At 73.2% G+C, this 14334-nt stretch carries 14 protein-coding genes; 11 read left to right on the top strand and 3 right to left on the bottom strand.

Going from position 1 to position 14334, the window contains the following annotated elements; all coding sequences use genetic code 11:
* The first annotated feature begins 21 nt into the window (after positions 1 to 21).
* The 9 genes from ABD901_RS20565 to ABD901_RS20525 all read left to right on the top strand — a co-directional run bounded on the left by ABD901_RS20565 (position 22) and on the right by ABD901_RS20525 (position 9450).
* Complete coding sequence (locus ABD901_RS20565; RefSeq protein ID WP_345128716.1) at positions 22 to 1017, top strand: glycoside hydrolase family 5 protein; 996 nt, start codon at positions 22 to 24, stop codon at positions 1015 to 1017.
* A gap of 74 nt (positions 1018 to 1091) precedes the next feature.
* Complete coding sequence (locus tag ABD901_RS20560) at positions 1092 to 2273, top strand: PucR family transcriptional regulator (protein WP_425556706.1); 1182 nt, start codon at positions 1092 to 1094, stop codon at positions 2271 to 2273.
* Positions 2274 to 2498: 225 nt separating this feature from the next.
* A complete protein-coding gene (locus tag ABD901_RS20555) occupies positions 2499 to 3659 on the top strand; it encodes an acyltransferase domain-containing protein (RefSeq protein WP_345128714.1) in 1161 nt (386 codons plus the stop codon).
* Positions 3656 to 4609, top strand: a complete 954-nt coding sequence (locus ABD901_RS20550) for a beta-ketoacyl-ACP synthase III (protein WP_345128713.1) — start codon at positions 3656 to 3658, stop codon at positions 4607 to 4609. The genes ABD901_RS20555 and ABD901_RS20550 overlap by 4 nt, the downstream gene beginning before the upstream one ends.
* Before the next feature lie 53 nt (positions 4610 to 4662).
* Positions 4663 to 4908: an acyl carrier protein gene (locus ABD901_RS20545; RefSeq protein WP_345128712.1), complete on the top strand. Its 246-nt coding sequence runs from the start codon at positions 4663 to 4665 to the stop codon at positions 4906 to 4908.
* Positions 4909 to 4998: 90 nt separating this feature from the next.
* Entirely contained in the window at positions 4999 to 6216 is a 1218-nt protein-coding gene (fabF, locus tag ABD901_RS20540; RefSeq protein ID WP_345128711.1) for a beta-ketoacyl-ACP synthase II, read from the top strand.
* A 28-nt stretch (positions 6217 to 6244) separates the two neighbouring features.
* A complete protein-coding gene (locus ABD901_RS20535; protein ID WP_345128710.1) occupies positions 6245 to 7654 on the top strand; it encodes an acyl-CoA carboxylase subunit beta in 1410 nt (469 codons plus the stop codon).
* 124 nt (positions 7655 to 7778) lie between these two features.
* Positions 7779 to 8360 (top strand): TIGR03086 family metal-binding protein, encoded by a 582-nt coding sequence (locus tag ABD901_RS20530; protein WP_345128709.1) that lies wholly within the window; start codon positions 7779 to 7781, stop codon positions 8358 to 8360.
* Between the two features lie 13 nt (positions 8361 to 8373).
* Positions 8374 to 9450, top strand: a complete 1077-nt coding sequence (locus ABD901_RS20525) for an RNA polymerase subunit sigma-70 (protein ID WP_345128708.1) — start codon at positions 8374 to 8376, stop codon at positions 9448 to 9450.
* A gap of 24 nt (positions 9451 to 9474) precedes the next feature.
* Here ABD901_RS20525 and ABD901_RS20520 read toward each other — a convergent pair whose 3' ends face one another.
* Both ABD901_RS20520 and ABD901_RS20515 read right to left on the bottom strand, forming a co-directional pair.
* A complete protein-coding gene (locus ABD901_RS20520) occupies positions 9475 to 11172 on the bottom strand; it encodes a glycoside hydrolase family 3 protein (protein ID WP_345128707.1) in 1698 nt (565 codons plus the stop codon).
* 26 nt (positions 11173 to 11198) lie between these two features.
* Complete coding sequence (locus ABD901_RS20515) at positions 11199 to 11690, bottom strand: DUF3145 domain-containing protein (protein WP_345128706.1); 492 nt, start codon at positions 11688 to 11690, stop codon at positions 11199 to 11201.
* Positions 11691 to 11943: 253 nt separating this feature from the next.
* On the opposite strand from ABD901_RS20515, the gene ABD901_RS20510 reads away from it, so the two are divergent.
* Together ABD901_RS20510 and ABD901_RS20505 are read left to right on the top strand one after the other, a co-directional pair.
* Complete coding sequence (locus ABD901_RS20510) at positions 11944 to 12276, top strand: hypothetical protein (protein WP_345128705.1); 333 nt, start codon at positions 11944 to 11946, stop codon at positions 12274 to 12276.
* A gap of 97 nt (positions 12277 to 12373) precedes the next feature.
* Positions 12374 to 13351 (top strand): alpha/beta fold hydrolase, encoded by a 978-nt coding sequence (locus ABD901_RS20505; RefSeq protein WP_345128704.1) that lies wholly within the window; start codon positions 12374 to 12376, stop codon positions 13349 to 13351.
* On the opposite strand, the gene ABD901_RS20500 is transcribed toward ABD901_RS20505, so the two are convergent.
* On the bottom strand, positions 13298 to 14299 hold the full coding sequence (locus ABD901_RS20500) for a saccharopine dehydrogenase family protein (protein ID WP_345128703.1): 1002 nt from the start codon (positions 14297 to 14299) through the stop codon (positions 13298 to 13300). The genes ABD901_RS20505 and ABD901_RS20500 overlap by 54 nt on opposite strands.
* Between the last annotated feature and the right edge of the window lie 35 nt (positions 14300 to 14334).

Here is a 14334-nt window from a genome sequence, read left to right as displayed (position 1 = left end):
GTCAAACGGGCGGTCGTCAGGATGGCGTTTCCCGCGCTACTGCTGTCGCTGCTCGGGGCGGCGTACGTCACACCCGCGAGGGCGGGTGAGGGTGAGGGCATCCGGGTGAGGGACGGCCGGCTGGTCGAGGCCGGCGGTGAGCCGCTGGTGCTGCGGGGCTTCAACCACGGGTACGCATTCGGCCACGGTCCGCAGTCGGTCTTCGGCGACATGCAGGCCAGCGGCGCCAACGCGGTGCGGGTGGCGCTGTCCAGCGGGCACGAGTGGCCGGCGACCCGGCCCGCCGAGGTGGCCGCCGTCATCGCCCGGTGCAAGGCGGCCCGGCTGATCTGCGTGCTCGACGTGCACGACACGATGGGGTACGGCACCCAGCCCGGCGCCGCGAGCATCGCCCAGGCCGTCGACTACTGGCTCACCCTGCGCGACGTGCTGCGCCACGAGGAGGCCTACGTGGTGCTGAACATCGCCAACGAGCCGTCCGGGCACGCGGTCGACGCCGACTGGGTCGGCAACACCAAGGAGGCGATCGCCCGGCTGCGCGCGGCCGGGCTGCCGCACGCGCTCATGGTCGACGCGCCGAACTGGGGCAACGACGCTTTCCGGGTCATGTACGACAACGCGGCCGGGGTGTTCGAGGCCGACCCGCGGCGCAACGTGATCTTCGACGTGCACATGTACGGGCCGTTCGACACCGCCGACAAGGTCTCCGGCTACCTGGGCGCGTTCGTGCGCCAGAAGCTGCCGATCGTGGTCGGCGAGTTCTCGCAGATCCACGAGTACGGCGACCCGGACGAGGACGCGATCATGGCCTACTGCCAGGAGCACGGCCTCGGGTACCTCGGCTGGTCGTGGAGCGGCAACAGCCCGCAGTACTCCTACCTGGACGTGGTGTCGGACTACCGCCCGGGCCGGCTCACCCAGTGGGGCCGCCGGCTGGTCGACGGCCCGAACGGCCTGCGGGCCACGTCCCACCCGGCGAGCGTCTACGGGCGCCTCTGGCTCGCCGCGGCCCGGTGACGACATGACAAGCTGTGCGGGTGACCGATCAGCCGCCGCCGCCAGAGCCGCCGGACGCCGCCGCGCCGGGCTCGCTGGAGGCGAGCGTGCGCGCGATCGAGCGCGCCGCCGGCGCGCTGGCCACGGCGAGCGTCGCCCGGATGGACGAGACGCTGCCGTGGTTCCGGGAGCTGCCGGCCGACCAGCGGGCCTGGGTCATGCTGGTCGCCCAGGCGGGCGTGCGCTCGCTGGTGGAGTGGCTGCGCAACCGCGACAAGGGCGGGCCGGCGCCGCCGGACAACTCCGACGAGTTCTTCGACGCCGCGCCGCGCGCCCTGGCCCGCTCGATCAACCTGTTCCAGACCGTCCAGCTCATCCGGGTCACCATCGAGGTCGTCGAGGCGCAGCTGCCGCACCTGGCCGCCGACGGGCAGGAGCAGGGCATCCGGGAGGCGGTGCTCCACTACAGCCGCGAGGTGGCCTTCGGCGCGGCGCGGGTCTACGCCCGGGCGGCCGAGACCCGCGGCGCCTGGGACGCCCGGCTGCAGGCCCTGCTGGTCGACGCGCTGCTGCGCGGCGACTCCTCCGACGTGCTGGCGAGCCGGGCGGCGGCGCTCGGCTGGGCGGACGCCCCGCCGGTCGCGGTGGCGGTCGGCCGCTCGCCGGGCGGGGAGGCCGCGGCGGTACTGCACACCGTGTACCGCGCGGCGCGGCGCATCGGCGTGGAGATCCTCGGCGGCGTGCACGGTGACCGGCTGGTGGTGGTCCTGGGCGGCGCGACCGACCCGATGGCCGCGACCGAGCGGCTGCTGGTCGGCTTCGGCGACGGGCCGGTGGTGGTGGGCCCGGCGGTGCCGTCGCTGGACGAGGCGACGGAGTCGGCCCGCGCGGCGCTGGCCGGGTACCGGGCCGCGCCCGCCTGGCCGGCCGCACCTCGCCCGGTGGCCGCCGCCGACCTGCTGCCCGAGCGGGCCCTGGCCGGGGACGCGGAGGCGCGGCGGATCCTGCGGCAGGAGGTCTACGGCGCGCTGGTGCGCGCCGGCGGGGAGCTGCTGGAGACGCTCGACGCGTTCTTCGCCGGTGGCGGGGTGCTGGAGAGCGCCGCACGGGGGCTCTTCGTCCATCCGAACACGGTCCGGTACCGCCTGCGGCGCATCGGTGAGGTGACGGGGTTCGCGCCGCTGGTGCCACGGGACGCGTTCGCGCTGCGCATCGCGCTCACGATCGGCCGGCTCGACCCGTTCGCGCCGACCCCCCCGCCGATCCCCCCGGGATGACTCCCGGTTTCCACGGCTTTCACCCTATTTGCCCGTTATCCTGCTTGCGCCGCCTTACGTGATCCGCGTCGCATCGGAAGTGAACGGCAGATTGCGACGGGTAACTGCGTGGATCTGTTGGCACAACGCCACGCGATCTTTTGTAGGTATCCTACAAACGAGGTGGTCCACTTTGGTGTGTAGCGCTACCCGCGTGAGTGTCGGGAATCCGGAAAAGTCATAGACGTGCTCGCTGTACTCGCTCCAGGCCAAGGCTCGCAGAAGCCCGGCTTCCTCAACCCGTGGCTTGCGCTGCCCGGCGCCGAGGCGCGCCTGCGCTGGTGGTCCGTGCTGGCCGGGGTGGACCTCGTGCACCTGGGCACGGAGGCCGACGCCGAGGAGATCAAGGACACCGCCAAGACGCAGCCGCTGCTCGTGGCGGCCGCGCTGCTGGCCGCCGAGCACCTGCCGATGCACGACGCCGGCGTGGTGGCCGGCCACAGCGTCGGCGAGCTCGCCGCCTCGGCCCTCGCCGGCGTGCTGACCCCCGAGGCCGCCGTCACCCTCGCCGGTGTCCGCGGCCGCGAGATGGCCGCCTCCTGCGCGCTCGAGGCCACCGGGATGAGCGCCGTGCTCGGCGGCGACCCCGACGAGGTGCTCGCCGCGATCGAGGCCGCCGGGCTCTACCCGGCCAACCGCAACGGCGCCGGACAGGTCGTCGCCGCCGGCTCCCTGGCGGGGCTGGAGAAGCTCGCCGCCGCGCCGCCGGCCAAGGCCCGCATCATCGCGCTGCAGGTCGCCGGGGCGTTCCACACGCCCTACATGGCTCCGGCCGAGGAGGCCCTCGGCAAGGTGGCCGCCGGCATCAGCGCCGCCGCGCCCTCCCGAATCCTGCTGTCCAACCTCGACGGCACCGCGGTCGACCACGGTCCGACCATGCTGCTTCGCCTCGTGCGCCAGGTCACCGCCCCCGTGCGCTGGGACCTGTGCATGCAGACCCTGGCCGACCTCGGCGTCACCGCGATCGTCGAGCTGGCGCCCGCCGGCACCCTCGCCGGCCTGGCCAAGCGGGCGCTCAAGGGCATCGAGATCGTGACCGTCAACACGCCCGACGACCTGCCGGCGGCGCGCGACGCGATCGCCCGGCACGGCGGGGCGCCCACCCACGAGCCGCACCCCGAGTTCAGCGTCGTGGTCGCCGGCACCGCCGGCACGTTCGAGCCCGCCGAGGGCCTCGCCGAGGGCGCCGACATCGGCGCCGGCCAGGTCATCGGCGCCATCCAGACCCGGCAGGGCCCGGTCGAGGTCGCCGCGCACGGCGCCGGCGTGCTCACCGAATGGCTCGCGCACCACGACGACCCGGTCGCCCCCGGCCAGCCGCTCGCCCGCATTGGAGGCCAGATATGACCCCGGCTGCAGGATCGAGGATCCTCGCGTTCGGTCACTACCAGCCGTCGCAGGTGATCACCAACGACGACCTGTCGAAGGTGATCGACACCAACGACGCGTGGATCCGCGACCGGGTGGGCATCGCGCAGCGCCGCGTCGCCGGCGCCGAGACGGTCGCCGACATGGCGATCGCCGCGGCCGGCAAGGCCCTCGCGGCCTCCGGGCTCACCGCCTCCGACATCGACACCGTCGTCGTGGCCACGTGCAGCTCGATCGACCGGTGCCCGAACGTCGCCACCCGCGTCGCGGCCAAGCTCGGCATCAACGCGCCGGCCGCCTACGACCTCAACACCGCCTGCTCCGGCTTCTGCTACGGCCTGGCCAGCGCCGACCACGCGATCCGGGCCGGCGCGGCCCGCAACGCCCTGGTCATCGGCGCCGAGAAGCTCTCCGACGTCACCGACTGGACCGACCGCACGACCGCCGTGCTCTTCGGCGACGGCGCGGGCGCGGCCGTGGTGACCGCGGTCGCCGAGGGCGAGCAGCCCGGCATCGGCCCCGTCGTGTGGGGCTCCGCGCCCGAGAAGGGCGATGTGCTCAAGATCGAGGGATGGCGGCCGTACATCGTGCAGGAGGGCCAGGCGGTCTTCCGCTGGGCCACCACGGCGATCGCCCCCTACGCCCAGGCCGCCCTCGACCGGGCCGGCGTGCAGGGCAAGGACATTGCGGCCTTCGTCGCCCACCAGGCGAACACCCGCATCATCGACGGGATCGTCAAGCGTCTCGACCTGCCCAACGCGATCGTCCTGAAGGATCTCGTAGAGTCGGGCAACACGTCGGCGGCGAGCATCCCGCTGGCCCTGTCCAAGGCTATCGAGCGGCGCGAGATCCCCTCCGGCGCGCCCGTGCTGCTCTTCGGCTTCGGCGGCGGTCTGACGTACGCGGGCCAAGTCATCCACTGCCCGTAGCGGTCTGTTCATCTTCCATCGACGAGCTCGTCAACCCAAGGAAGGAATGCTCTATGACCACCCGTGAAGAGATCGCCGAAGGTCTCGCCGAGATTCTCGAAGAGGTCGCCGGTGTCAACCCGGACGACGTCGCCGAGGAGAAGTCGTTCACCGACGACCTGGACGTCGACTCGCTGTCGATGGTCGAGGTCGTCGTGGCGGCCGAGGAGAAGTTCGGCGTGAAGATCCCGGATGACGAGGTGCCGAACCTCAAGACCGTCGGCGACGCCGTCTCGTACATCGAGAAGTCGCAGGCCTGAAATCCGCCGTCGGGGTCCTGAGCAGGGCACGGTCACCCCGGGACCTGCCCGGGGCCCCGTCGTTAGGTCCGCTGTGAGGAGTGTTGAGCAGTGAGTATTGAGGTCGTCGTCACCGGCATCGGGGCCACCACCCCGCTCGGCGGGGATGCCCCGTCCACCTGGGACGCCATGCTCGCCGGCAAGTCGGGGGTGTCGCCGCTGACCCAGGACTGGGCCGCGCAGCTCACCGTCCGCATCGCCGCACAGCTGGCCGTGGAGCCGACTGAGAAGATCGACCGGGTGCAGGCCCGCCGCCTGGACCGCAGCGAGATGACGGCCATCCTGGCCGCTCGCGAGGCCTGGGCCGACGCCGGCTCGCCCGAGGTGGACCAGTACCGGCTCGCCGTCAGCGTCGGCACCGGCATCGGCGGCGCACAGACGCTGCTCAACCAGGACGACATCCTGGAGGCCAGCGGCCCGCGCAAGGTCTCGCCGCACACCGTGCCGATGCTCATGCCCAACGGGCCCGCCGCCTGGGTCGGCCTGGAGCTGGGCGCCCGCGCCGGCGTGCACTGCGTCGCCAGCGCCTGCGCCACCGGCGCCGAGGCCATCGCGCACGGCCTGGACCTGATCCGCCTCGGCCGCGCCGACGTCGTCGTCGCCGGCGGCACCGAGGCCGTCATCCACCCCCTGCCGATCGCCGGCTTCGCCTCGATGCGCGCCATGTCGGTGCGCAACGACGACGCCGAGCGCGCCTCCCGCCCGTGGGACAAGGGCCGCGACGGCTTCGTCCTCGGCGAGGGCGCCGGCATCATCGTCCTCGAGCGCGCCGAGCACGCCCGTGCCCGCGGCGCGCGCATCTACGCCCGCCTGGCCGGCGCCGGCATCAGCTCGGACGGCTACGACATCGTCCAGCCGCACCCGGAGGGCGACGGCGCCGTGCGCGCGATCGAGTTGGCGCTGCGCGACGCGGGCGTCGCCAAGTCGGACATCCTGCACGTCAACGCGCACGCGACCTCGACGCCGGTCGGCGACATCGCCGAGATCAAGGCGCTGCACCGGGCGCTGGGCGACCACGCGGTGCTCACCTCGACCAAGTCGATGACCGGGCACCTGCTCGGCGCGGCCGGCGCGGTCGAGTCGATCGCCACGATCCTCGCCGTCTACCACGGCGTGATCCCGCCGACCATCAACCTCGACGACCCCGACGATGCGCTCGACCTGGACGTGGCCGCGCACAAGGCCCGCCACATGGAGATCCCCGCGGCGCTGAACAACTCGTTCGGCTTCGGCGGGCACAACGCGGCGCTGGTGTTCGCACGCGCCTGAGATCCCGCTAGTTCGCCCTGGAGCAACCGTGACGACGACGTCCGCGCCCACCGTCCCGACCGCCGCCGACCTGCGCGATCCCGAGGTGCGCCTGCGCGCCCTCGTCGACCGCGGCACGCTGCGGCTGCTCGAGCCCCGCGACGACTCGGGGGTGGTCGGCGCGCGCGGCGAGATCGACGGCACGGCCGTCATCGCGTTCGCCACGGACGCCACGCGGATGGGCGGCGCCTTGGGGGCCGAGGGCTGCCGGCGGATCGTGGACGCGATCGACATCGCGATCCGCGAGCGCCGGCCGGTCCTCGGCCTGTGGCACTCCGGCGGCGCGCGGCTCGCCGAGGGCGTCGTCGCCCTCGACGGCGTCGGGCAGGTCTTCGCGGCCATGGTCCGCGCCTCGGGGCGGGTGCCGCAGATCTCCGTCGTGCTCGGCCCGGCGGCCGGCGGCGCCGCCTACGGGCCCGCGCTGACCGACATCGTGGTCATGAGCGAGAACGGGCGCATCTTCGTCACCGGGCCGGAGGTCGTGCGCAGCGTCACCGGCGAGCAGGTCGACATGGCCCGCCTCGGCGGACCCGAGCCGCACGGGCGCCGCTCCGGCGTCGTGCACGTGACCACCAAGGACGACGAGTCGGCGCTGGCCGCCGCCCGGCAGCTCGCCGCGCTGCTCGGCCGGCCGGGCCGGCTGTCGGCCGACGACGTCGCCGACGCCGACCTCGGCGCGCTGCTGCCGGCCGAGGCCAACCGGGCGTACGACGTGCGGCCCCTCGTCAAGGCCGTCCTCGACGCGCCCGGCGTGGAGCTGCACGCCAAGTGGGCGCCGAACGTCGTCACCACGCTCGGCCGCTTCGGTGGGCGCACGGTCGGCGTCATCGCGAACAACCCGCTGCGCCTCGGCGGCTGCCTCGACGCGACGAGCGCCGAGAAGGCGGCCCGGTTCGTGCGCATGTGCGACGCGCTCGGCATGCCGCTGATCGTCCTCGTCGACGTGCCCGGCTACCTGCCCGGCCTGGGCCAGGAGTGGGACGGTGTGGTCCGCCGCGGCGCGAAGCTCCTGCACGCCTTCGCCGAGGCGGTGGTACCGCGGGTCACGCTCGTGACCCGCAAGGCCTACGGCGGCGCGTACATCGCGATGAACTCCCGCGCGCTCGGCGCGACGGCGGTCCTCGCGTGGCCCACCGCCGAGGTCGCGGTCATGGGCGCCAGCGCCGCCGTGAACGTGCTGCACCGGCGCAAGCTCGCGGCGGCCGCGCCCGAGGAGCGCGAGGAGCTGCGCGCGAAACTCGTCGCCGAGCAGATCGAGACCGCGGGCGGCGTGCACCGCGCCCTGGAGATCGGCGTCGTCGACGAGCTCGTCTCACCGGCCACCACCCGCAGCCGGATCGCCGCGGCCCTGGCGGGCGCCCCCGTGGCGCGCGGCGCGCACGGGAACATCCCGCTCTAGTACAGCAGTCGCCCGCGATTCCTTTTCCGACACCGGAAGGTCTACCTGTTGCGGGCCGAGGACCTTCCGCGTCCGCGGGGGCGAGGCCTGATTCGCCAGGAACCGCAAGAGGGGATCGCAACCGGTGGAGAGTAAGCAGGATGCCGCGCCTACCCGGCAGCTGGGCCGGGCCTTCGCCAGCACCCGGGTCGTGCTGGCCAAGGTCGGACCCGACCAATTGGATGCCGCGACGCCGTGCGCGTCGTGGGACGTGCGCGCTCTGATCAACCATTTCGTCGGCTCGGCCCGGTGGGGGGCCTCCGCCGCCATGGGTACGGGTTATGAGATCACCGACGAGGACTACGCGGCCGGCGACTTCCTCGCCAGGTACGACGACAGCATCGAGGTTGCGCTGGCGGCTTTCGGGTCCGCCGGCGTGCTGGAGAAGACGATCGAGCTGGCGTTCGGTGCGTTCTCCGGCGCGGACCTGATGGGCCTGGTCGCCAGGGACCAGTTCACCCATGGATGGGACCTGGCCCGCGCCATCGGCTGCCACACCGACCTGGATCCCGAACTCGCGGACGAGCTCCTCGTCCGGGCCCGGGTCGAGATCCTCGACGCCTACCGCGGAGCTGAGGGAGACGCCATCTTCGGGCCCATCGTCGAGGCTCCTGCCGGCGCGTGCCCGGCCGATAGGCTGGCCGCCTTCCTCGGCCGCTCCATATGACCGGAGAGCAGCTTTGACCCTTGGCGGATCCGACCCGGAAACCGTCGTTCCCGACAGTGCGGCGTTCGTCGGGGCCACCGAGCCGTTCCGGCGGGAGTTGCTGGCGCATTGCTACCGCATGCTCGGCTCGGTGGACGACGCCACAGATGTGGTCCAGGAGACATATCTGCGTGCCTGGCGTTCCTACGGCGCGTTCGAGGGCCGGTCGTCGGTGCGTACCTGGCTGTACCAGATCGCCACCAACGCCTGCCTGACCGCGCTGGCGCATCACAGCCGGCGTGTACTGCCGTCCGGCCTCGGCGGTGCGGAACAAGACCCCGCCGCGGCCCCCGTACCGGCCGAACCGGGGGTCAGCTGGCTTCAGCCGGTTCCCGACGCGTTCCTCAGCCCGGACGCGGCCGATCCCGCCGCCGTCGTCCTCGCGCGCGAGGACCTGCGGCTGGCGCTGGTCGCCAGCCTGCAGTACCTGTCCGGCGCGCAACGGGCCGTGCTCATCCTGCGGGAGGTGTTGACTCTCCCGGCCGCCGAGGTCGCCGTCATGCTCGGCACCACCACAGCGGCGGTCAAAAGCACGCTGCAGCGCGCCCGCGCCAGGCTCCGGGAACTGGCTCCTGCGGCTGACGACATCACGCAGCCCACCGAGCCGGAAGCTCACAAGCTTCTCGACCAGTACATCGCGGCCTTCCAGAACGCTGACGCGCCGGCTCTGGAACGGCTGCTATGCAGGGACGCCACCCTGGAGGCGACCCCGTTCAAGACCTGGTTCTCCGGCAACAAGACCTGCGTGTCCTATCTCCGTACCCATGTTCTGGGATCGCCCGGTGACTGGCTCATGCTGCCGACCAGCGCCAACGGGCAGCCCGCCGCGGTGGCCTACACCCGTGATCGACACGGCACCTACCGGGCGTACGGAATAGTGGCGCTCACCGTCACCAGCGCTGGAATCCGTCAAATCATCTCATTCCACCAACCGAGCCTGGCCGCTACATTCGGCTTCCCACCGACAGCCGTACCGGGTCTTGGCACCGCGGACGTGGCAGCGGAGGGCCGCCAGGCCCGCAGCGGTGTCTGGTGGGAACAACGGTCGTAACTTGCACGGACCCGAGCCGGGAAATTATGCGCAAGCGGTGGCCGGCAGTCCCTGGACCGCAACGGGCGTGCGGCCCGGAGCCTTGGCCTTGCCCGTGATGACGTCGGCGAGCGCGGACATCGACGCGCGCGACGACGAGTAGGTCGCGACCAGGGTGCCCCGGGCCGAGGCGAGCACGTACGGCGTGTCCAGCGCCACGGTGACCGCCGCGCCCTGGGACAGGTCGGCCGTGCCGTGGCCGTAGCCGATCAGGCGCACCTCCGAACCGCCCTGCGTGACCACCTCGGCGCCCGCCTTGCGCAGCGCGTCCTCCAGCGCCGCGCGGGCCGTGTCCGCGCCCGCGCCGGTGACCCGGACCGGGCCGGTGACCAGGGCGCCGTCGCACGGGCCGCGCAGCACGGTGATCGCGGCGGCGGCGCCGGCGCGCGCGGCGGACTTCCCGGCGTCGCCGTCCACGACGCTCATGTCCGGCCGCGGTACCGCGGCCAGCCGCAGCTTCAGCGCCAGGATCCGCGTCGCCGACTCGACCAGGCGCTGCTTGCTGATCCGGCCCGAGTGCACGGCGTCGAGCAGGCCCTTGTACGCCGCCGACAGGTTCGGCGGCATGAGCAGGATGTCGTTGCCGGCGAGGATCGCGCGCACGGCGGCCTCGCCGGGGCCCCACTGCTCGGCCGGGGCCATGTTCAGCGCGTCGGTGACGATGACGCCGGTGTACCCGAGCTTGGTGCGCAGCAGGTCGACGAGGACCCGCGAGGAGAACGAGGCCGGGCCGCCGGGGTCGATCGCCTTCACGTCGAGGTGGCCGGACATGATCATCCCGACGCCGGCGTCGCGCGCGGCCAGGAACGGCGGCAGGTCGCCGGCCTGCAGGCTCTCCAGGCTCTGGCTGAGCACCGGCAGGCTGCTGTGGCTGTCGGTCGTGGTGTGGCCGTGGCCCGGGAAGTGCTTGACGGTGGCGGCGACCCCGGCCGCCTGCAGGCCCCGCACGGCCGCGGCGACCTGGACCGAGACCTTCGCCGGGTCGCTGCCGAACGAGCGGGAGCCGATGACGCCGCCGGGCTGGCTGCCCAGCACGTCGGCGTCGGGTGCGAAGTCGACGTTGAGGCCGATCGCGGCGAGCTCGGCGCCGGCCGCCTTCCACGCGGCCTCGGTCAGCGCCGGGTCGCCGGCCGCGCCGAACGCGAGCGCGGCGGGCAGCTGCACCATGCCGTCGCGGATGCGGGTGACCTGGCCGTACTCCTGATCGGTGCCGATCAGCAGCGGCAGCCGGGCCGGCAGGCCGAGCGACGCCTGCTGCAGGCCGGCCGTGAGCTTCGCCACCTGGGCCGGGGACTCGACGTTCGTGGTCTTGTTGGTGCCGGCGGTGGGATCGTCGGCGCTGGAGGAGACGAGGATGATGCCGCCCAGGTGGTACTTCCTGACGATCTCGGCCGGGGTCGACGCGCCCGCGTAGTTGCGGTTCGCCGCCGCCGATCCGGAGGAGACCTTGTCGGCGGCGTTGCCGTACGCGTACGGCATCAGCAGCTGGCCGACGAGCTCCTCATCGGAGAGGCGGCCGGCGACCTGGGCCGCCTGCGCCGCCGGGTCGGCCCCGGGCACCAGGGCGGACGTCGGTTCGCTCGATCGCGGGTCGGGGGCGCCGTGCCCCGCGTCGGTGCAGGCGCTCAGCAGCAGGGCGAGCGCCACCAGGGCGGGCTGGAGGCGGCGTCTGGGACTCGGCACGCCGCAACTCAACCATGCGGGCGCAACTACCCCACGCGGGTGAGGAGGGTGAGCGGCACGCCGTCGGCCGCGTGGCGGTACGGCTCGAGCTCGGCGTCCCAGGGCGCGCCGAGCGCCTTCTCCAGGGTGTGCGCGAGCGCGTCGTAGCCGCGGGCGCTCGCCACGAGCGCGCGCAGGCGGTCCTCGGACAGCACGATGTCGCCGTTGGCGCTCGTGGCGCCGCGGAACAGCCCGCGGCCGGGGACGTGCATGAAACGCTCGCCGTCGACGCCGGGGCTCGGCTCCTCGGTGACCTCGAAGCGGATCATGGGCCACTGCCGGAGCGCGGCCGCGAGCTCCCCGCCCGTGCCGGTCGCCCCGGTCCACGAGCACTGGGCCCGGCGGGCCGAGGGCTCGACAGGCTGCACCGACCACTCGAGGCGGACCGGCGTGCCGAGGACGCGCGCGATCGCCCACTCGACGTGCGCAGACACGGCGAGCGGGGTCGAGTGAACGTATATGACGCCACGCGTGGGCACGAAAGACCTCCTGGAGACCGAGGTGCGTCTTCCCCTACGACCTCGTGCTCCGCGGGTCATGCCTTCGCGGCGGTGACTGTTGCGACCAATGATGACGATGTTGTGCCCGGGGCGCCAGAGAATCCGTCACACCGGTCTTGCAAATTGTCCAACGATACGAGGATCACCGGGTAACTCGCTTTTTCGCGGGTGACACGGCCGGTGTTACAGTTTCTTGTCCTTCCGTAAGCAGCCTCGACAAGGAGTTCCCGCCGTGGCGAGCAACACCTCAAAGACCGCGCGGGCCTCAGTCCGCGCCGGTCAGGCCGGTGCATCCGGCGCCCTCAGCGTGCTGGGTGAGTTCAAGTACCTCATCCCGCTCAACAAGGGCAAGCACGTGTACGTGCGCAACCTGACCAACGGCAAGACCGTGCACCTGAGCACCACTTCCGACGCCTTCGTCGAGGAGATCCGCGTGCTCGCCGGTGCCGGCCACGCCGCCAAGATCCGCGCGGAGCTGCAGGCGCTGGCCGCCTCGACCCCGACGGACGGCTGGGACGCCACGGAGAAGCGCCTCGTCGACGCGGGCGTGTTCGAAGCCGCTTAACCTGGTTGTCATACGGACGGCCGCCTGGGGGTCACCCCGGCGGCCGTTTCGTGCTAGCCCGGGGGTATTTCAACGCACTTCCGGGTAACAATGGGTCATGGGTACCGTCGTCTCCCCGCCCGTGAGGCTCAAGGACGGCGCCCGCCTGTACAGCGTGCTCCACCCCGCCGCAAAGGCCATCCCCGGCCGGCGCCCCGTCACGGTGGTCCTCCTGCACGGCTGGACGCTCGACAACCGCCTCTGGCGGCAGCAGATCGCCGACCTGCCCGCGCGGCTCGGCGCCCCCGTTCGGCTGCTCGCCTTCGACCTGCGCGGCCACGGCCGATCCTCGGCCACCCGCGGTTCCGACGCCACCCTCGAGCAGCTCGGCGACGACCTCGCCGAGGTGATCGACCAGCTGGTGCCGCGCGGCCCCATCGTCCTGGTCGGGCACTCGCTCGGCGGGATGGCGATCATGGAGTACGCCCACCGATACCGGGCCAGGTTCGCCCGCCGGGTCGTCGGGGCCGTGCTCATCTCCACCTCCGCCGAGGGCTCCTCGCGCACCAGCTACGGCCTGAGTCCCCGCCTGGCCCGGGTGATGCGCGTCCTGGAGGTCCAGGGCGCCGGCCTGCTGGCCCGCTCGGGCGCCTGGCGGCCGCACCGCCGCCTCATGCCGCTGCTGGCCCCCGGCGTGCGCTGGCTGGTGTTCGGCCACCGCGTCGACACCAGCTGGGTGGCGCTGACCACCTCGATGGTCGGCAATGCGCCGCTGTGCGCGATCGGTGGCTTCCGGCCCTCCGTCGACCTGCACCACCGCGTCGAGAGCCTGGCCTCGATGCGCGAGCTGCCGGTGGCGGTGCTCGTCGGGTCGATGGACCGGCTCACGCCGCCGATCTGCGCGGAGACGATCGCCCGGGAGCTGCCCGACGCCGAGCTGGTGGTGTGCGCCGACGCCGGGCACATGCTGCCGATCGAGCGGCCGGACGCGGTCACCGACTCGATCGTGTCGGTCATCCGACGGGCCGCGCGGATCCGGCGTTCAGCCCATCGTGACCGTCACGCCGTCAAGGGTCCGCGCGAAGTCAGCGCCTAGGGCCGCCGACGGGGTGTGCACGCCCGGCGGTACCTCGCCGGCCCGGACCCGCTGCATCGCGCGCAGCGACGCGTCGGCCGTCAGCGCGTAGGCGTTCGGGCCGCTCAGCGTCGCCCAGCGGGTCGCGCCGGCGGCGTCGCGGACCTCGGCCCACGCCTCGCAGCCGGTGCCCGCTCGCCGGGCCGCCGACGGGCCGCCGCGGCGCACCAGCGCGCGGGCGGCGTCGCGCAGCGGGCCGAACCGGAACGCGGGCGCGAGCGCGGCGCCGGGCGGCAGCGGCATGTACACCGTGATGTCCGGGATGCCGGTCGAGCGGTATGCGGTGACGAGGTCGCCCCAGCGGGTCGCGCCGACGCGGCGAGGGCCGGACGGGAAGGGCACGACCCGCGACGGCGTTCCGTAGGGGGTGGGCACCAGCTCGCCGCCGACGCGCCGGGCCGCGCCCGCGCCCATCTCGGCGAACGCGGTGCGGGCGGTGCCGCGCGACAGCCCGCCGGGTGCGTGGAAGGCGAGCTCGAGCGCGACCGCGCCGGGCAGCTCGGCGGAAAGCAGCGCGGCGAGGCAGTCGGTGGGCACCACGTCGAAGCCGGCCCCGGTGATCATCGCCACGCCGGCGGCCCGGGCGGCGTCGTCGTGGCCGAACATCCGCTCGAACACGTCGAGCTCGCCGGTGATGTCGAGGTAGTGCACGCCGGCCTGCAGGCACGCGGCGACGGCGGCCTCGGCCGTCTCGGCGAACGGGCCGGCGCAGTTGACCATGACCTCTACGCCGTCGAGCAGCTCGGGCGTCGGCGGGCCGATGCGATACTGCAGGCCGAGCTCGTTCGCGAGCGTTGCGACGGGCCGCAGGGAACGGCCGGCGAGGACGGGGCGCTCACCTCGGCTCACCGCGAGGCGGGCAAAAAGTGACCCACTGTAGCCATTGGCGCCGTACACGATACAGCTCACGCTCAGCAAGGTATGAGAGGCTGGGGTATCACGGA

Origin of the sequence: Dactylosporangium darangshiense (assembly GCF_039537565.1) — a bacterium.
GTDB lineage: Bacteria > Actinomycetota > Actinomycetes > Mycobacteriales > Micromonosporaceae > Dactylosporangium > Dactylosporangium darangshiense.
The sequence above is the reverse complement of the archived record's forward strand: the minus strand, read 5'-3'. Positions and strand labels throughout refer to the sequence as shown.

What these genes read in the sequence shown, in the direction of transcription:
- ABD901_RS20565 (WP_345128716.1), top strand. Translation starts at nt 22, where the DNA reads ATGGCGTTTCCCGCGCTACTGCTGTCGCTGCTCGGGGCGGCGTACGTC.
- ABD901_RS20550 (WP_345128713.1), top strand. Translation starts at nt 3,656, where the DNA reads ATGACCCCGGCTGCAGGATCGAGGATCCTCGCGTTCGGTCACTACCAG.
- ABD901_RS20545 (WP_345128712.1), top strand. Translation starts at nt 4,663, where the DNA reads ATGACCACCCGTGAAGAGATCGCCGAAGGTCTCGCCGAGATTCTCGAA.
- ABD901_RS20505 (WP_345128704.1), top strand. Translation starts at nt 12,374, where the DNA reads ATGGGTACCGTCGTCTCCCCGCCCGTGAGGCTCAAGGACGGCGCCCGC.